Below are 16,547 nucleotides of genomic sequence, written 5' to 3' on the forward strand. Positions count from 1 at the left end.
TGCACCCTTTGACTACCGAGACCACCACGCCCCGGCACACCGCGCTCTACGAGGAACACGAGCGGCTGGGTGCTTCCTTCACCGACTTCGGCGGCTGGATGATGCCGCTGAAGTACAGCAGTGAACTGGCCGAGCACCATGCCGTGCGCAACAGCGCCGGTCTATTCGACCTCTCGCACATGGGTGAAGTCTGGATCACCGGTCCGGAAGCCGGAAAGTTCCTGGACTACGCCCTGGTCGGCAAGCTCTCTTCCGTCGCCGAGGGACGGGCCAAGTACTCGCTGATCTGCAACGCCGACGGCGGGATCATCGACGACCTGATCATCTACCGACGTCCCGCGAACCAGGACGGGGACCGCTACCTGGTGGTGCCCAATGCGGGCAACGCCCCGACGGTCGCCGCGGAACTGGCCGCGCGGGCAAAGGGCTTCGACGTTACCGTGGAGGACGCGACGGCCAACACCTCGCTGGTGGCCGTCCAGGGTCCCAAGTCGGTGGAGATCCTGCTCCAGTTGGTGCCGGCGGCCCAGCACGCCACTGTGCGGGAGATGAAGTACTACTCCGCCGACGAGGTGGACTTCACCGTGGCCGGAGCGCCGCTGAAGCTGCTGCTGGCCCGCACCGGCTACACCGGCGAGGACGGCTTCGAGATCTACGTCCCGAACGCCAACGCCGGCTCGCTCTGGAACGCCCTGCTGGAAGCCGGGCAGAGCGCGGACCTGTTGCCGGCCGGACTGGCTTGCCGCGACTCGCTCCGGCTGGAAGCCGGCATGCCGCTGTACGGCAACGAGCTCAGCCTGCAGGCAAGTCCCTTCGACGCCGGCCTGGGCGGTGTGGTCTCGCTCAAGAAGGACAGCGACTTCGTGGGCCGCGCGGCCCTTGAGGCGCAGAAGGAAAAGGGCTCGGCCCGCAAACTGGTGGGCCTCAAGGGCGCCGGTCGGCGCGCCGGCCGCTCCCACTACCCGGTGCTGAAGGACGGCCGGACCATCGGCGAAGTCACCTCCGGCCAGCCCAGCCCCACGCTCGGCTACCCGATCGCGCTGGCCTATGTGGACGCCGAGTACGCCGAGCCCGGAACCCGGGTGGAGGTGGACCTGCGGGGCAAGCCGGAGCCGTTCGACGTCGTCGAACTGCCCTTCTACCGGCGGGAACTGTAGCCGCTCCCGCCACCAAGGCAGCTGCCGTCCCCGCGACCGCGGGGACGGCGCCGCCGTACCTCCCAACCGCTTGATAAGGACAGGGAAGACATGGCTGTAGGCGTTTTTGACCTTTTCTCCGTGGGCATTGGCCCCTCCAGCTCGCACACGGTGGGCCCCATGCGGGCCGCCGCCGGGTTCGTGCGCGAGGTGGCCGATGCCGGCCTGCTGGAGAAGGTGGGCGGGCTCCGCGTGGACCTGTACGGTTCGCTGGCCGCCACCGGCCACGGCCACGGCACCTTCACCGCCGTGCTGCTGGGACTGGAGGGCTTCGAACCGGAGGCGATCCTGCCGCAGCAGGTGGAAGAACGGCTGGCGGACATCGCCGCGACCGGCCGGCTGCAGCTGGGCGGGGAATTGCCCGGCGCCACCGCGCGGCCGCTGGAATACGGCGTGCAGGACATGGTGCTGCATCCGCTCACCGTGCTGCCCCGACACACCAACGGCATGCGCTTCCAAGTGCTGTCAGCAGCGGACGACGGCAATGCCCAGGTTCTGCACGAAGCCACCTTTTTCTCCGTGGGCGGCGGATTCATTATCCGCGACGGCGAAGAGGAAGCCGCCCGGGAAGAACTGGAGTCCTCCAAACAGCAGCTGCCCTATCCGTTCCGCACCGCGGCCGAACTGCTGGCACATTGCAGCAGCACCGGCCTGGGGATCAGCGACATCATGATGCTCAACGAGCAGGCCGCCCGCCCGCGCGAGGAGATCGAGGCCGGGCTGGTGCATATCTACGGTGTGATGGAGGAGTGCAAGGATTCGGCGATCCGGCGGGAAGGCGACCTGCCCGGAGGACTCAACGTCCGCCGTCGTGCTCCAGGATGGCATGAGCGGCTGCGCAAGGAAGACCCCCACCGGGACCACAAATACTGGCAGGAATGGGTGAACCTGGTGGCGCTGGCCGTGAACGAGGAGAACGCCTCCGGCGGCCGGGTGGTCACCGCGCCCACGAACGGCGCCGCCGGGATCATCCCCGCCGTGCTGTTCTACGCCACCCACTACGCCCCGGGTATGGAGCACGCCACCCGCGAGGACAAGGAGCAGGTGGTGGTGAAGTTCCTGCTGACCGCCGGCGCCGTCGGAGTCCTCTACAAAGAACAGGCGTCCATCTCCGGTGCCGAAGTCGGCTGCCAGGGCGAGGTCGGGTCGGCGTCTTCGATGGCTGCCGCGGGCCTGGCGGAGGTGCTCGGCGGAACCCCCATGCAGGTGGAGAACGCGGCCGAGATCGCCATGGAACACAACCTGGGGCTGACCTGCGATCCGATTGGCGGGCTGGTGCAGATCCCGTGCATCGAGCGGAACGCGATCGGCGCCGCCAAAGCCGTGAACGCTGCCAAGATGGCGCTGATGGGCGACGGCACGCACCGGGTGTCATTGGACCAGGTGATCGTGACCATGCGCGAGACCGGGCGCGATATGAGCGACAAGTACAAGGAGACCGCCACCGGCGGCCTCGCCGTCAACGTGGTGGAGTGCTAGGACGCCACATCATCCAGCCCGCGGCCGTCCAGGCCGTCCCGTCCTGACCGGCCGCCGCCCGGCGTGCCGGACGGACGCCGTGGCGGCATCGGCGGCCGGCGGGGAGCTGGTGGCTTGGGGGCGTTGCCGGGAGCGGCGCCGGGCAAACGTTTGACTGCCGGGTGCTCTCGGGCGTCCGGCTGCCGTCCGGTGTGCGATCGGAAGTGTTCCCCGGCTCCGCGCAGTTGCCGCGCACTCGATCGGAGCTGACCCACGCCGGCTTTGGTGGCTGTGCCGAGGCCGCTGGCCGCCGGACCCAGCCTGCTGCCCAACTCCTTGGCCCGGCCGGCAGCGGCGGCCCACGGCAGCGCGGTGACGGCCGACCCGGCGGAGCGGGCCGCGGAGGAAAGCCGTTCCCCAGCGGGCCGGCGGTCTTCCGCCGCAGGCCGATTGAGCAGCATGAAGATGGCCGCGAGCAGGCCGACCGGGAGGGAGACCAGCACGGCCACGGCGCCGGCGTACATGGCCAGGAAGAGTTTGGTGGGGGAGTCGAACATACCCGCGACGAAAGCGGCGGCCCCCAGCAGCAGCCAAAGCCAGAAAATCGCCACGCAGATCAGGGTGGTGCGTGCCCTGCGGTAGGTACGGAGCGACCGTCCGCGCACCGTGTGCTTTGCCGCCTCCACCGCTTCCTGCTCCCCCGCAACAGCCCCACTGACGGAGGCACTTGAGCACATTGTAAGTCGCTGCCGACGCCGGAACTGGCAGGGCACGCCGGTGGATTCGCCCACGGGAATGCGGCCCTGCCGGCGGCTGCGCCCGGACCGAGGGTTTAGCTGTGCACGGGCCGGTGCTAGTGTGGCCGCAGGCTGGCCCGGAAGGCTGCCGGCGAAGGATGCACCAGGACGACTGATTCACTGTCGACAACAGGGAGGGAGCCTGGACCATGTCCACTTCAGCGACGCCTCACATACTCATTTTGGGCGGCGGCTACGTCGGCCTGTACACGGCGTGGGGGATCCGCAAGCGGCTGGGGCCGGAGGCGGCCCGGATCACCGTGGTAGAGCCGAACTCCTACATGACCTACCAGCCGCTGCTGCCCGAAGTAGGCGGCGGTGAAATCGAACCGCGGATCGTTACCGTCAATCTGCGCAGTGCGCTCAAGAACGTTGACATTGTCCGCGGCAAGCTCGTTTCCCTGGACGTGCAGGCCAAAACGGCAAAGCTGCGCGAAATCGGCGGCGGCGACCTCTCGCTGGACTACGACCAGGTGCTCTTCGCCGTCGGCGCGGTGACCAGGACGTTCCCCACGCCGGGGCTGGAGGAACACGGCATCGGCTTCAAGACCGTGGAAGAGGCCATCTACTGCCGGGACAAGGTGCTGGACAACGTGGCATTTGCCGCCGGCACCAGCGACCCGGAGGCGCGGGCCAAGGCGCTCACCTTCGTGGTGGTCGGCGGTGGCTATACCGGCGTCGAGGCCCTGACCGAACTCAGCGATCTGTCCAAACTCGCGGTCGACGCACACCCGGAACTGGACCGCTCCCAGCTGCGCTGGGTGCTGATCGAAGCGCTGGACCGGGTGGCTCCCGAAGTGGGACCGAAACTGTCCCAGTGGACGCTGGGACACCTACGCGAGCGCGGCATCGACGTACGGCTGAAGACCACCATGCCGTCCTGCGAGGACTCGGTGGCCGAACTCAGCACCGGCGAACGCATTCCCGCCGGGCTGATCATCTGGACGGCGGGCATGAAACCCAACCCGGTGCTGGATGACACCAATGTTCCGCGCGGGTCGAAGGGGCATGTGAACGCGAACGCCAGGCTGCAGGTCATCGACGATGCCGGCCAGGTGGTCCACGGCGCCTGGGCCGCCGGCGACTGCGCCCAGGTTCCCGACCTGGCCGCCGAGCAGCAACCCGCCTACTGCCCACCGAACGCCCAGCACGCCGTGCGCCAGGCTAAGGTGCTGGCCCAGAATGTGGTCAACGCGGTCCAGGGCCAGGGCCCGGCGGAGTACCGGCACAAGACGCTGGGAACGGTGGCGACCTACGGCGTGGGCCGGGGTGCAGCCAAGATCCTGGGCTATGAGATGAAGGGCAAGCCGGCCTGGTACGCGGCGATGGGCTACCACGGCCTGGCCCTGCCCACCTGGATCCACAAATGGCGCCTGCTGGCCGGCTGGAGCTCGCTGATCCTAGGCGACCGTGACATCACGTCGATGGGAGCCACCCGGCATCCGCGGCGGGCTTTCGTGGACGCGCACGCGGATACGCAGAAGGGCAAGAAATAGGACGGCTGCCCGCCACCTGGGTCGTGCAGGCGCAGGCAAAGGTGAGCTAACTCTCCATTGTTACGGTGCGGGTCCGGACTGCTGCGACACCTGCCGCGGGGAAGGCCGGCACTGGGAGTACCCTGCTGGACGGAGCCCGATCCGCGCAGCAAGGAGTGCAGCATGTCCAAACAGCCCAGTGGCGCGCTGCTTTTTGTCCTGACGTGCGCCATGGGTGTGGGCCCGCTGCTCAACTACGGCCTGAGCACCGTTAGCCCGCTCGTCATCGAGGACCTGGACATCAGCGAGGGCCAGTTCGGCCTGCTGGCCACCGCCATCTTCGCCAGCGCCGCGGTGTGCAGCATGTGGCTGGGGAAACTCAGCGACAGGATCTCCAACCGGGCCCAACTGGTGCTGATCTTTGCCGGCACGGCCGTTGCCCTGGTGATCGCATCGTTGGCCCACAGCTACCTGGTCTTGGTGATCGCCGCGCTGCTGGCCGGTCCCGCCCAGGCCATCTCCAACCCGACCACCAACCGCATCATCATCTCGCAGGTCCCTGCTCACAAGCGGCCCGGCTGGATCGGCGTGAAGCAGTCCGGCGTCCAAGGCAGCCAGCTTTTCTCCGGCCTGTTCTTCCCCATCGTCGCCCTGTGGGCCGGCTGGCAAGGCGCCACCGCGCTGGCCGCCGTCGTCGCCGTCGGGCTGCTGCTTTACGGCCTGCGCAAACTCCCGGAAAACCCCATAACGACGGCGGTGCCCGCGCCTTCCGCCGCCACCCCGCCGTCGCGCGTCGCACCGCCTGCCGCTGACTCTGCCTCCTCCTCCCGGTCCGCGGCAACGCCGAAGGGGTCCGGTACCCAGACCCGGTTCCCGCTCTCGGTCTGGCTGTTCGCCGGCTACTCCCTGCTCGCCGGCCTGGGCATGCAGGCCACCAACGTCTACCTGCCGCTGTTCACCGTCCGGGAACTGGGTTTCAGCCTGGTCATGGGTGGCGTGGCGGCTGGCGTGTCGGGCGTCGTCGGCGTGACCTCCCGCGTGCTGTGGGGGCGGCGGATGGCCAAGGGTGTGCGGGCCTCCACGCTGCTCATCCTGTTAGGGTTCGGCGCGCTTACCGGGGCCGCGGCCTTCTTTGCGGCGGGGGCGCTCGACCTGCCGGCGCTGCTCTGGCTGGGCGTGATCCTGCACGGTGCCACCGTGCTGGGCGCCAACGTGGTGGTGATGGCGGGCGTGATGCGGGTGGTTCCGGCCCAGCGGGTCGGGGCGGCTTCCGGCATCGTGTCGATGGGAATGTATGCCGGTTTCGCGGCCGGACCGCTGCTGATGGGACTACTGCTGGAGGCCACCGGCAGCTTCCACACCGGCTGGCTGCTGGTCGGTGCCGGCTACCTGCTGTGCTCGGCGCTGGGGTTCGCTCTGCGCGCCTACGGCAACCGCACCGGCGTCGTCCGCTGAACCGGGCTTGGGCCCCCGATGGCCTAGGGTAGATGGTTTGTGGCGGTCCCGGGGACCGCAGAGAGGGGCATGGTGAAACGACGCTCGCTAGGACGGTCCGGCTTGCAGGTCTCCGAACTCAGCTTCGGTGCCGGCGGATACTGGGGAATGAAGGCATTCCCTGAACGGCAAGCGGCACAGCTGGTCGATCAGGCCCTCGAAGGCGGCATCACTGTCTTCGACACCGGCCCGAACTACAGCCGAGGGAACGCCGAAGAGCGGCTGGGCCGCATCCTCAAGGGCCGGACGGAGAACCTGGTCATCTCCACAAAAGCGGGGTCCCATTGGATCAACAACCGCAATGTGAAGGACTACTCGCCCCGGGCCATTGAAAACAGCGTGCACACCAGTCTGCGGAGGCTGCAGATCGACCACCTGCCGCTGCTGCATTTCCACGGATTCCCGCACCCGGCCGAGCCCGCGATCGAAACGGTGCTGAAGCTCAAGGAGCGGGGGACGGTCGGCGCGCTTGGCGTCTCCACCGGCCGCGGCGGAGCCAGGAAAGCGCTGAAGCTGGGCATCTTCGACGCACTGATGGTGGAGTACAACATCGTGGACCGCTCGCTGGAGGGTCTGATCTACGAGGCGCAGGAAGCCGGGGTGGGCGTCATGCTCAAGTCGCCGCTGGCGCAGACCCTGTACTCGCGGGACATTTTCAAGATCGGCGGGCCCAGCGACGTCTGGTACCTGCTGCGGGCGCTCAAGAACCACCGGCACAAGTTTGTCCAGGGACGGAAATACCGGTTCATCAACGACGTCGACGGCCTCGCCGCGAGCGAGATTGCGCTGGCCTTCGCCCTGAACCATCCGGGGGTTTCCAGCGCCGTGATCGGCACGGTGAAGCCGGAACATCTGAGCTCCAACCTGCGGGTTCCCCATCTCCAACTGCCGGCGGAATTGCTGGAACGGATCGAACGGGCAGGATCAGCCGGCCGCGGGTGACACCGCGCGAGGGCTGACCACGCACGGGGAGCTTCGGACTGCTCTACGGCAAGTAGGCGGAGGCGGTCCAGAGGTGGAAGACCGCGTAGGCGCGGACCGGAGCCCACGCTTGTCCGATCTCGCGGGCTTGTTTGGCGGTCTTCACCGCGAGGGCGCGTTGCAGCACCAGGTCGCCCTCCGGATAAGCGTCGCGGTCGTGCAGTGCGCGCATGGCCAGATATTCGACCGTCCACGGGCCGATGCCGGGTAACGCCAACAGGCGGCGGCGGGTATCGGCGTGGTCGGTGTCGGGGGTGATACGCAACCCGTCAGCACAGGCTTCGGCCAAGGCCTGGACGGTGCGCGCGCGGGCGTTGGTCAGGCCAACGGCCTCGCGGACGGCGTCCGGTCCGGCTGCTGCCAGCGTCTGCGCGGTGGGGAACAGGGCCAGGCCGCCGACGGGGGAGCCGAAGGCGGACACCAGGCGGCCGGTGAAGGTGCGGGCTGCGGCCAGCGAAACCTGCTGGCCAACCACGGTGGAGACGCCACCTTCAAAACCGTCCGGGTAGCCGAGGATCCGCAGCCCGGGGCGGGCGGCAACCAGCGGACCGACCACGGCGTCGCCGCCCAACATCGCCGCCACCCGCTCCGGTTCCAGCTCCAGATCGAGCCAGCCGCGCACCGCCGTCGTTATGTCCGCCACGATGGCAGGGGAATTGCTGCCGACCTCGAGAGTGACGGAGTCAGGCGACAGGGTGGCGGTGACCGGCACCGGGCCGGCGCCGGTGTTGAAAAGGCGGCTGCAGGTGCCGGCCGCTGGATCGACCCGCTCGAGGCCGGGTACCGCGTGGGCGGCCAGGGCTGCCAGCGCGGCGGGGGCGTCGAACGGAGGAGCCAGCGGCAGGTTGACCTGCATGGATCAGCGGGCCTTGACCGCCAGGACCGGGCAATCGACGGTCAGCAGGATTTCCTGGGCGGTGCTGCCCATGATCAGCTTGCCCACCGGCGAGCGCTTGCGCAGGCCGATGACCAGCAGCGAGACGGAGAGCTCGTCGACCAGGTCGACGATTTCCTCCACGGCGTCCTTGCCGCGGACAAACTGCTTGAATTCGGCGTCCAGGGCCGAGTTGTGCAGTTCCTGCTGGACCCACGCCGAATCGTGGGCGTTGGAGAAAGATTCGTCCTTCTGCGTCCCGCCCGGGCTGGCATTAACGACCACCAGCTTCTCGTTGTTCTGGGTGGCCATCTGGATGCCCTTGCTCAGGGCCGCTCGGCCTTCGGGACGCGGGGCGTAGGCGACAAGAATCGTCAACGTGGTCTCCTTACGGGAAAACTCTTGCAGTGTCTGGCTTGCGGCCGGGCGGGCACGTCCGGGTCCCGCGAAGCCAGCGGGTGGACCTTATTGTGGCACGCATCTCAGCATGCAGCCGGATGCATGAAGTGATTGTGAAAGCGGGGCCTTTAGTTCCAGACGCCGGAAGAGCCGCGGCGGTGGCTGTCCACCAGATGGGTGTCGATCATGCCGATGGCCTCCATCAGGGCGAACATGGTGGTGGGCCCGACGAACGCGAAGCCGCGCTTGCGCAGCGCCTTGGACAGCGCGACGGATTCCGGCGACGTGGTCGGCACGTCCCCGATGTGGCGCGGCGACGGTGTGCGCTCCGGCTGGAAGGACCAGACGAACTCGCTCAAACCGCCCTCCGCCCGCAACTCGATGGTGGCGTTGGCGTTGGTGATGGCGGCGCGGATCTTGGCGCGGTTGCGCACAATGCCGGCGTCCTGCATCAACCGTTCCACGTCGTCCCCGGTGAACGCGGCGACGGTGTCCACCTGGAAGTCGTGGAACGCGTTCCGGAAGGCCGGGCGTTTGCGCAGGATGGTGGCCCAAGAGAGCCCGGCCTGGAAACCCTCCAACGTGATGCGCTCATAGACGCCTTGCTCGCCGCGGACCGGCATGCCCCATTCGGTGTCGTAGTACTCGCGCAGCAGCGGATCCGTGGCAGCCCAGGCCGGCCGGGCCAGGCCGTCCTCGCAGAGCACGACGCCGGAAGCGGTTTTCTCCATGGACTGATTCTCTCCTAGCCCGCCGGGTGTTGTCCTGTCCTGCCCCAGTGCTGTGGACAAGGTGAAGGCCGTTCAGCCAAGACCTGTCACCCGCATGGTCAGGTTCAGCCGGCCTCCGGTCAGCCCGCAGGCGGGGTCGGTGGTGGCCGGGTAGATCTTGGGGACGCCATGGTAGGCGAACCGGGCCGGCCCGCCGAAGACGAACAGGTCGCCGGAGCGCAGCCGGATATCCGTGTAAGGCCTGGTGCGTGATTCGGTGTTGCCGAAGCGGAACAGGCAGTCGTCGCCGACGCTGAGCGACACCACCGGGAAGTCTGCCTGCTCGTCCTTGTCCTGGTGCATGCCCATCTTGGCGGTGTCGTCGTAGAAGTTGATCAGCGCGGTGTCCGGCTCGTAATCCCGGCCCGCGGCCGGGTCCTGGTAGGCGTCGACGAGTGCCCGCCGCCCCCACTCCGCCAGCCAGTCGGGGAAGTCCAGCACGCGCTCGCCGTTCACGTCGTCGGCCGTCCGCGTGTACTTGTACGGCGCCCAGTGCCAGCCCAGGCACAGCGTCCGTACGCTCATCTCGTGTCCGCCCGGCAGCTTGGCCGCGCGGTAGGGGACCGGCCCGCGGCCGAATTCGCGGCAGGCTTCGACCAGTTCCCGCTGCTGCTCCACGCTCAGCCAACCTGGCACGTGCACCGCCCCCGGCGCGATCTCGCTGTGACCGGCCGGAGCGTCGTCGAACAGGGTGCTCACGCCGCGGACTCCAGCCCCAGCAGGTAGGCCTTCGCATCCGGCCCGCCCAGGTAACCGCCGAAGGCACCGTCCGAGCGGAGCACGCGGTGGCAGGGCACGACGACGGGCAGCGGGTTGGTGGCGCAGGCGCTGCCCACGGCGCGGACGGCCTTGGGATTCCCGACGGCGGCGGCCACCCGCGCGTAGCTCTCGGTCCGGCCATAGGGGATCTCGGGCAGGTGGTTGAGCACGTCCGCGCGGAATCCTTTGGACAACCGTCGGTCCAGCGGCAGGTCGAAGAAGCGTCGGTGGCCCGCGAAGTATTCGTCCAACTGCCGAACGGCCGGCTCTAGGCGGGCCGGGGAGCGCAGGATGCGCGGGCTGATCATTCCCGCCAGGCCGGCGAGCACGTCGTCGTGGTGCTCGCTGGCAAAGGCCACACGGACCAGGCCTTCATTCGTGGCGACCAGCAGCAGCTTTCCGACCGGAGTGTCGGTGGTGGTGTAGGCAAGGTCGACGGCGCCGACGGCCGCCGCCTCGTGTTCCAGCCGGCTATGCAGCCGCTCCAGTTGCGCCGGGTCCAGGCGGGTCAGTACGTCCAGTTCTTCTCCGGCCCCAGTGTTCTGGACCGCGTATCGTTCGGCAGTCATCGGAATGCTCCTTCGCTTGCATCGGGTGCGGCCACCTCCGTGGCGCGCTGCTGGCCACGCCGGTAGAACGCCCGCAGTTTGGCCATGCCGTCGGCGGCCGCGCGGCGGACCGCGTCCGTCGTGGAACCGGTGAGTTCGGCGGCCTCGGCGTACGGCAGCCCGGCCAGATAATGCAACGCCACGGCTTCGCGCTGCTTCAGGGGCAGGGCCGCGACCGCCTGGCGCAGTGCGTCGTCGTCATTCCCGGGCAGCCCCAGCGAGGACGGCGATTCGGGCAGGTGCTCTGTGGGAGTCGGGATCCGGGCCCGCCGCCGGACCACGTCGATGGCCTTGCGGTGGGCGATGGTCACCAGCCAGGCCTCGTGGTTCGCGTCCGAAGGCAGCTGGGGATAAGCCTTGAGCGCGGACAGAAAGGCTTCAGACCACGCGTCTTCGGCATCCGGGCCGGGTCCCAGCACCGCCCGGCAGACGCGCAGGACGGTAGGGCCGTGGTCGGTGACCAGTTGCTCGAAGGGTTTCATCTGCACACCCGGTAGACGGCCGCCGGCCCGGCTTCGTGAGGGGTGGGCATCAGAAAAGCTTGCCGGCTTTCACCTCGGCCGACTCCTCCAGCTCCAGCAGGAACCGCTTGCGTTCCAGCCCGCCGGCGTAGCCCACCAACGAGCCGTCCGCGCCGACCACCCGGTGGCACGGCACCACAATGGAGATCGGGTTCTTGCCGTTGGCGTGGCCCACTGCCTGCGCCAGATGCACATCGCCCAGGGCGGCCGCGAGCTGCCCGTAGGAGCGGGTCTGGCCGTACGGGATCTCCCGCAGCAAAGCCCACACTTTCAGTTTGAAGGGGTCGCCCTTCGGCGCCAGCGGGAGGTCGAAGTCCCTGCGCTGGCCGGCGAAATACTCCGCCAGCTGTTCCGTGACTGCTTCGAAGCCGACGGCGGTGCGCTCGCCGAACGTCGCAGCGTCCGGCATCCGTTTATGGCTGGGGAAGTAGAGCGCGGTCAGCGAACCGTCCTCGGCGACGGCCGTCAGCTCCCCGATCGGGGTATCGATGAGGGTGTGCACGCGGGTCATGGCGCTCCTTCGTCCGCTTCCATTCTCTCCTGTGCAGACGTTCCCGCGCGTTGAAACGTGAGCTCTGATTGTCTGGACGCGGGCTAACCGCCTGCGCCGTGGCTTACTCGGCCTGTCTCCGTGCCGGCATACTGCTGCAGCGGCGCGCGATCGTCGCAGACTAGCGGATTATGAGTCGAAGCCCATGCCGACCACATCCATGGCTTTCAGCCAGGGGCCGCGGCGTCCTTGGCTGCGGTCGGCGCGGACCAAGGCCGCGGTGGTGAGCTTGACGCCCAGCCAGGCGAGCGGCTCGGGCGGGAACGGCAACGGCTTCTTCCGCACCAGCTGCAGCCGGGTGCGCTCGGTCGGTTGGCCGGAGAGCAGGTCCAGCATCACGTTGGCGCCGAAGCGCGAGGCCCCCACGCCCAGGCCGGTGAAGCCGGCGCAGTAGGCTACTCGGCCGCCATACGCGGTCTCGAAGAAGGAGAAAAAGCGGCTGCAGGTGTCGATGGCGCCGCCCCACGCGTGGCTGAAGCGGACATCGGCCAGCTGCGGGAAGGTTGCGTAGAAATGGGCGGCCAAGCGGCGGAACGTCTCCGGGCGCTGCTCGTGGCTGTGCCGGAGCGACCGGCCGTAGTGGTAGACCGCGTCGTAGCCGCCGAACAGTATCCGGTCCCGGCCGTCGGCGTCGGTGCTCAGCCGGTAGTAGTGGAAGCGGTTGTCATTGTCCGAGAGGCCGAACCGTTCGGCCCAGCCGAGTGCTTCGCGCTGAGCGCCGGTGAGCGGCTCGGTCATCAGGGCGTAGTCGTACACCGGGACGGTGTGCAGCCGGGTGCGCGCCAACAGCGACGGGAAGGCGTTGGTCGCCAGCGCCACACGCTGGGCTGCCACCGAGCCGAAGTCCGTACGCAGCGCCATCAAGCCCGCGCGCCCTGCCACAGAACGTACCGGGGTGTGTTCATAGATTTCGACGCCGGCGCCCAGGCAGGCGTCGCGCAGCCCCCACGCCAGCCTGGCCGGGTGCACCAGCGCCGTCCCGTGCCGGTCCCGTAATCCCGCGCGGTAGGCCGGCGAGGCGACCTCCCGCTGCACGGCGGACCGGTCCAGGAACTCCAGCGCCGGGTCCTCGGCGGCTTCCTCCTGGAGCCAGGCCACGTGGTGCTCCTCGGTGGCCACCGAGAGTGTTCCGGCCCGCTCGAAACCGGCATCGATTCCGTACCGGGCCAAGGTTTGTTCGATCTCGTCCAGGTTCTGCAGGCCCAGTTTGCCCAGCAGTTCGGTTTCCTCCGGCAGATGTTTCTGCCCGTTCGCGCTGCCGTGCGTCAGGCTGGCCTCGCAGAATCCGCCGTTGCGGCCGGAGGCGGCCCAACCGATCCGGTTGCCCTCCAGCAGCACCACCGAACGGTCCGGGTCGCGTTCCTTGGCCAGCAGCGCGGTCCACAAGCCGGTGTAGCCGCCGCCGACCACGGCCAGGTCCGCCGTCACCGGGCCACGCAGCGGCGGCAGCGACTCAGGGCGGGAAGGATCGTCCAACCAGTAAGGCGTGGGGGATGCCCCGGCCAGCGCCGCGTCGATTCGGGCGGCGGGGATCTCTTCTTCTGCCCGGTCGTAGAACGTCTTCATGCCCGCACCGCCTGTAGCTCGAAAACCGGTTCGCCGGCCACGAACGTCATGTCCGTGCCGACTGTATGCAGTTCCGCCGCCGGCAGGCTGAACGGATCGGCGCTCAGCACCACCAGATCGGCCGGCGCTCCGGGAGCAATCCGGCCGCCGTCGTCATGGCGGTTCAGCCAGGCCGAGCCGGAGGTGTAGGCGGCCAGCGCCGTCTCCAAAGACAGCGCCTGATCCGGCAGCAGCGGCCCGTCCGAGCCGTCGTCCGGGTGCCGACGGTTCACCGCCACATGGATGGCCTGCCATGGATCCGGCGTGGAAACGGGCCAGTCCGAGCCCATCGCCAGCCGGGCGCCGGACGCCGCCAGGGAGCGGAACGGGTACTGCCAGCCGGCGCGTTCCTCGCCGATCAATGGCACGGTCAGCTCGCGCATTTGGGCGTCGTTGCAGGCCCAGAGCGCCTGCAGGTTAGCGGTGACGTCCAGTTCGGCGAAGCGGGGCACATCGGCGGGATGGATGATCTGCAGGTGCGCCATGTGATGCCGCCCGGTGCCGCGGCCGTTGACACGGCGGGCGTGCTCGACGGCGTCCAGCCCGTCGCGCACCGCGCGGTCGCCGATCACATGGAGATGCAGGTCGAATCCGGCCGCATCCAGTGCCGCCACCACTGCCACCAACACGTCCTTCGGCAGGTAGCTCAGCCCGCGGTCGGCCGGCGTACCGCCGTCGAGCACGGCGATGCCATCCTGCCCCGCCATATCTTCGCAGGCGCACGGCTGAAGATACGGCTCCAGCATGGCCGCGGTCCGGTTCTCCGGCACACCGTCCACCATGATTTTGGCGCTGGTGGTGCGGAATCCGGCGGCCGCATTCTGCTCCCGCCGCTGGACGAACTCGGCCACCAGGGCCGGAACCGACTCCACGGTGGTGGACCGCGGTACCCAGAGCGCTCCCGCGGCACGGCCGGTCAGCAGGTCCTGGTCCAGCAGCGTGCGGTAGGCGGCGCTGGCCTCCGGATAGCCGGCATAGTCGCCCAGGATCGCCTCCTGCCAGCCGGTGGCGCCCACCGAGTGGAGGTAGCGCTGGGCTTCCAGCAGTCCGGCCCGCATCTCCTCTACCGTGGCGCGCGGAATGACCCGGTTCACCAGGTCCATGGCGCCCTCGTGCAACGTTCCGCTCGGGAAGCCGTCGGCGTCGCGCTCCAGCCGTCCGTCCTCCGGATCGGGCGTCGCGGCATTGATTCCCGCCAGTTCCAGCGCCCTGGTGTTGACCCACGCGCTGTGGTGGTCGGCGTTGACCAGATAGACCGGCCGGTCCGGAACCACCGCGTCCAGCGCCTGGCGGGTGGGATAGCCGCCCGGAAAATCGGCCTTGTGCCAGCCGCCGCCGGCGATCCAGCCGCTGCTGGGCTCGGCTGAGTCGGATGCAGCGGATGCGGCGATCTGCGCCAGCACGGCATCGGCTCCGGCACAGTGTGACAGGTCGCAGCCCAGCCGTTCCAGCCCCGCCATCACCGCGTGCACGTGCACATCGGTGAACCCGGGCGTCAGCAACCGGCCGCGCAGGTCAACGCCCGTTGCACCCGGCCCCGCGGCCGCCCGGGCGTCGGCATCGGTTCCGACGGCCGTGACCACCCCGTCCGTGACGGCAACCGCCGAGGCCACCGGATGCAGGCGCAGGCCATCGAAGATCCTGCCGGAGTGGAAAATCCAACCTGCCGCCATGGCCGCTCCTGGGTCCCCGGCGCGTGCCGGAAATGAACGAGTTTCACTTATGACACAGGGAGCGGCGGACTTTGTCAACGGTTCGCCGAGAAGGCGGCGGCGCACCGTCGTCGAAATACGCAACAAAGTAGTTGCTTATTCCAACTAAGCATAGGCTACCCTTACTTTTGTTCGTTTCCCTTTGATTCGAGGAGGCCCCACGTTGGCCGTTTCACGCATGCGCGGTCTGGTAGCTGCCGCCGCCGTCGTCCTGATGTCCCTGACCGCCTGCTCCACCGGCCCCGCCGGCGGAGGTTCCGAAGGCGGCCAGTCAGCCGCAGCGACGGACCAGTTCCCGGTCACCGTTGAACACGCGTTCGGTGAGACGGTGATCGAAGAGCAGCCCGAGCGCGTGGCCACCGTGTCCTGGGTGAATTCCGATGTGGCCCTGGCCCTGGGCGTGGTTCCGGTCGGCATGCCGAAGGAGGACTGGGGCGGTAACGAGAACGGTTCCACTCCCTGGCGGGACGCCAAGCTGGAGGAACTCGGCGCCGCGATCGGCTCCGAGAACGCGCCCACGCAGTACTCCGAGGTGGACGGAATAGCTTTCGACGAGGTTGCCGAGCTGGCCCCGGACGTCATCCTGGCGGCCTACTCCGGCCTGACCCAGGAGGACTATGACACGCTGAGCAAGATCGCCCCCGTGATCGCCTACCCGGAGACCCCCTACGGAACCGACTGGCAGGACTCCACGCGGATGATCGGCCAGGCGCTGGGACTGAGCCAGCAGGCCGAGGACCTGGTGGCGCAGACCGAGCAAACCATTGTGGCCAAGGCTTCCGAGTACCCACAGCTGGCCGGCAAGAGCTTCATTTACGGCAACCTCGAGCCAGCCAAGGGCGACGGCGTCAATGTCTACACCGCCAATGACAACCGGCCGAAGTTCCTGACCAGCATCGGCATGGTGCAGGCGGACGTGGTCACCGAGGCCACCAAGGACTCCGCCGAATTCTTCATCCCCTGGTCCGCGGAGAAGGCCAACGAGCTGGCATCCGACGTGTTCGTGACCTGGGTCCCGGATGACAAGACCGCCCAGCAGATCACCACCGACCCGCTGCTCGGCCAGATCCCCGCCATCAAGGACGATGCGCTGGTGGCGGACTCGGACAACACCCTGACGCTGTCCATCTCCGCGGCCTCGCCATTGAGCCTGCCCTGGGCGCTGGACACCTTCCTGCCGATGCTCGGCAAGGCGGCTGACGCGGCGGACGCTGCCAAGTAGCAGCTCCGGCCTCCACCCCAGTACGACGGCGGAGGGGCACCCTCCGCGCGGAACCTCCAGTTCCTGCGCGGACAGGGTGCCCCTTTCTGTGTCCTGTCGCATACAGTTGCCTGAGACTACCTATTG

The 16,547-nt window shown here is 68.5% G+C and carries 16 protein-coding genes; 6 read left to right on the plus strand and 10 right to left on the minus strand.

Features of this window, described 5'->3' with window-relative positions; translation table 11 throughout:
• Positions 1–8: 8 nt before the first annotated feature.
• Both gcvT and MNQ99_RS03475 read left to right on the plus strand, forming a co-directional pair.
• Entirely contained in the window at positions 9–1,157 is a 1,149-nt protein-coding gene (gcvT, locus tag MNQ99_RS03470) for a glycine cleavage system aminomethyltransferase GcvT (RefSeq protein ID WP_127515500.1), read from the plus strand.
• Positions 1,158–1,247: 90 nt separating this feature from the next.
• A complete protein-coding gene (locus MNQ99_RS03475; protein ID WP_241914465.1) occupies positions 1,248–2,675 on the plus strand; it encodes an L-serine ammonia-lyase in 1,428 nt (475 codons plus the stop codon).
• Here the strand turns inward: MNQ99_RS03475 and MNQ99_RS03480 are convergent.
• Entirely contained in the window at positions 2,672–3,340 is a 669-nt protein-coding gene (locus tag MNQ99_RS03480; protein WP_241914466.1) for a hypothetical protein, read from the minus strand. The genes MNQ99_RS03475 and MNQ99_RS03480 overlap by 4 nt on opposite strands.
• 260 nt (positions 3,341–3,600) lie before the next feature.
• Between MNQ99_RS03480 and MNQ99_RS03485 the strand changes: the two genes are divergently transcribed.
• The 3 genes from MNQ99_RS03485 (at position 3,601) to MNQ99_RS03495 (ending at position 7,362) form a co-directional block, all read left to right on the plus strand.
• Positions 3,601–4,947 (plus strand): NAD(P)/FAD-dependent oxidoreductase, encoded by a 1,347-nt coding sequence (locus MNQ99_RS03485; RefSeq protein ID WP_241914467.1) that lies wholly within the window; start codon positions 3,601–3,603, stop codon positions 4,945–4,947.
• A 162-nt stretch (positions 4,948–5,109) separates the two neighbouring features.
• The gene (locus MNQ99_RS03490) at positions 5,110–6,381 is read left to right on the plus strand and encodes an MFS transporter (protein WP_241914468.1); all 1,272 of its coding nucleotides are present in this window, start codon (positions 5,110–5,112) and stop codon (positions 6,379–6,381) included.
• Between the two features lie 102 nt (positions 6,382–6,483).
• On the plus strand, positions 6,484–7,362 hold the full coding sequence (locus MNQ99_RS03495) for an aldo/keto reductase (RefSeq protein WP_241914469.1): 879 nt from the start codon (positions 6,484–6,486) through the stop codon (positions 7,360–7,362).
• A 43-nt stretch (positions 7,363–7,405) separates the two neighbouring features.
• On the opposite strand, the gene MNQ99_RS03500 is transcribed toward MNQ99_RS03495, so the two are convergent.
• From MNQ99_RS03500 to MNQ99_RS03540, 9 genes are all read right to left on the minus strand, one after another.
• The gene (locus tag MNQ99_RS03500) at positions 7,406–8,257 is read right to left on the minus strand and encodes a DNA-3-methyladenine glycosylase family protein (RefSeq protein WP_241914470.1); all 852 of its coding nucleotides are present in this window, start codon (positions 8,255–8,257) and stop codon (positions 7,406–7,408) included.
• A 3-nt stretch (positions 8,258–8,260) separates the two neighbouring features.
• Positions 8,261–8,653: a universal stress protein gene (locus MNQ99_RS03505; RefSeq protein ID WP_127515514.1), complete on the minus strand. Its 393-nt coding sequence runs from the start codon at positions 8,651–8,653 to the stop codon at positions 8,261–8,263.
• Between the two features lie 149 nt (positions 8,654–8,802).
• Positions 8,803–9,405: a DNA-3-methyladenine glycosylase I gene (locus MNQ99_RS03510; protein ID WP_127515517.1), complete on the minus strand. Its 603-nt coding sequence runs from the start codon at positions 9,403–9,405 to the stop codon at positions 8,803–8,805.
• A 72-nt stretch (positions 9,406–9,477) separates the two neighbouring features.
• The gene (locus MNQ99_RS03515) at positions 9,478–10,143 is read right to left on the minus strand and encodes an alpha-ketoglutarate-dependent dioxygenase AlkB family protein (RefSeq protein ID WP_241914471.1); all 666 of its coding nucleotides are present in this window, start codon (positions 10,141–10,143) and stop codon (positions 9,478–9,480) included.
• The gene (locus tag MNQ99_RS03520; RefSeq protein WP_241914472.1) at positions 10,140–10,772 is read right to left on the minus strand and encodes a methylated-DNA--[protein]-cysteine S-methyltransferase; all 633 of its coding nucleotides are present in this window, start codon (positions 10,770–10,772) and stop codon (positions 10,140–10,142) included. Before MNQ99_RS03520 ends, MNQ99_RS03515 begins: the two co-directional genes overlap by 4 nt.
• The gene (locus tag MNQ99_RS03525; RefSeq protein ID WP_241914473.1) at positions 10,769–11,293 is read right to left on the minus strand and encodes an RNA polymerase sigma factor; all 525 of its coding nucleotides are present in this window, start codon (positions 11,291–11,293) and stop codon (positions 10,769–10,771) included. The genes MNQ99_RS03520 and MNQ99_RS03525 overlap by 4 nt, the downstream gene beginning before the upstream one ends.
• Positions 11,294–11,342: 49 nt before the next feature.
• Positions 11,343–11,843: a methylated-DNA--[protein]-cysteine S-methyltransferase gene (locus MNQ99_RS03530; protein ID WP_241914474.1), complete on the minus strand. Its 501-nt coding sequence runs from the start codon at positions 11,841–11,843 to the stop codon at positions 11,343–11,345.
• A gap of 168 nt (positions 11,844–12,011) precedes the next feature.
• Positions 12,012–13,448: an NAD(P)/FAD-dependent oxidoreductase gene (locus tag MNQ99_RS03535; RefSeq protein ID WP_241914475.1), complete on the minus strand. Its 1,437-nt coding sequence runs from the start codon at positions 13,446–13,448 to the stop codon at positions 12,012–12,014.
• Positions 13,445–15,160 carry an amidohydrolase gene (locus tag MNQ99_RS03540; RefSeq protein ID WP_241914476.1) on the minus strand — a complete coding sequence of 572 codons (1,716 nt, stop codon included), beginning with the start codon at positions 15,158–15,160 and terminating at the stop codon, positions 13,445–13,447. Before MNQ99_RS03540 ends, MNQ99_RS03535 begins: the two co-directional genes overlap by 4 nt.
• Positions 15,161–15,377: 217 nt before the next feature.
• Between MNQ99_RS03540 and MNQ99_RS03545 the strand changes: the two genes are divergently transcribed.
• A complete protein-coding gene (locus MNQ99_RS03545) occupies positions 15,378–16,421 on the plus strand; it encodes an ABC transporter substrate-binding protein (RefSeq protein ID WP_241915253.1) in 1,044 nt (347 codons plus the stop codon).
• Positions 16,422–16,547: the final 126 nt, after the last annotated feature.

It is taken from the genome of Arthrobacter sulfonylureivorans, from assembly GCF_022637435.1.
Lineage (GTDB): Bacteria > Actinomycetota > Actinomycetes > Actinomycetales > Micrococcaceae > Crystallibacter > Crystallibacter sulfonylureivorans.

What these genes read in the sequence shown, in the direction of transcription:
- MNQ99_RS03545 (WP_241915253.1), top strand. Translation starts at nt 15,378, where the DNA reads ATGCGCGGTCTGGTAGCTGCCGCCGCCGTCGTCCTGATGTCCCTGACC.
- MNQ99_RS03530 (WP_241914474.1), bottom strand. Translation starts at nt 11,843, where the DNA reads ATGACCCGCGTGCACACCCTCATCGATACCCCGATCGGGGAGCTGACG.
- MNQ99_RS03525 (WP_241914473.1), bottom strand. Translation starts at nt 11,293, where the DNA reads ATGAAACCCTTCGAGCAACTGGTCACCGACCACGGCCCTACCGTCCTG.
- MNQ99_RS03540 (WP_241914476.1), bottom strand. Translation starts at nt 15,160, where the DNA reads ATGGCGGCAGGTTGGATTTTCCACTCCGGCAGGATCTTCGATGGCCTG.
- MNQ99_RS03485 (WP_241914467.1), top strand. Translation starts at nt 3,601, where the DNA reads ATGTCCACTTCAGCGACGCCTCACATACTCATTTTGGGCGGCGGCTAC.
- MNQ99_RS03500 (WP_241914470.1), bottom strand. Translation starts at nt 8,257, where the DNA reads ATGCAGGTCAACCTGCCGCTGGCTCCTCCGTTCGACGCCCCCGCCGCG.
- MNQ99_RS03520 (WP_241914472.1), bottom strand. Translation starts at nt 10,772, where the DNA reads ATGACTGCCGAACGATACGCGGTCCAGAACACTGGGGCCGGAGAAGAA.
- MNQ99_RS03510 (WP_127515517.1), bottom strand. Translation starts at nt 9,405, where the DNA reads ATGGAGAAAACCGCTTCCGGCGTCGTGCTCTGCGAGGACGGCCTGGCC.
- MNQ99_RS03535 (WP_241914475.1), bottom strand. Translation starts at nt 13,448, where the DNA reads ATGAAGACGTTCTACGACCGGGCAGAAGAAGAGATCCCCGCCGCCCGA.
- MNQ99_RS03490 (WP_241914468.1), top strand. Translation starts at nt 5,110, where the DNA reads ATGTCCAAACAGCCCAGTGGCGCGCTGCTTTTTGTCCTGACGTGCGCC.
- MNQ99_RS03475 (WP_241914465.1), top strand. Translation starts at nt 1,248, where the DNA reads ATGGCTGTAGGCGTTTTTGACCTTTTCTCCGTGGGCATTGGCCCCTCC.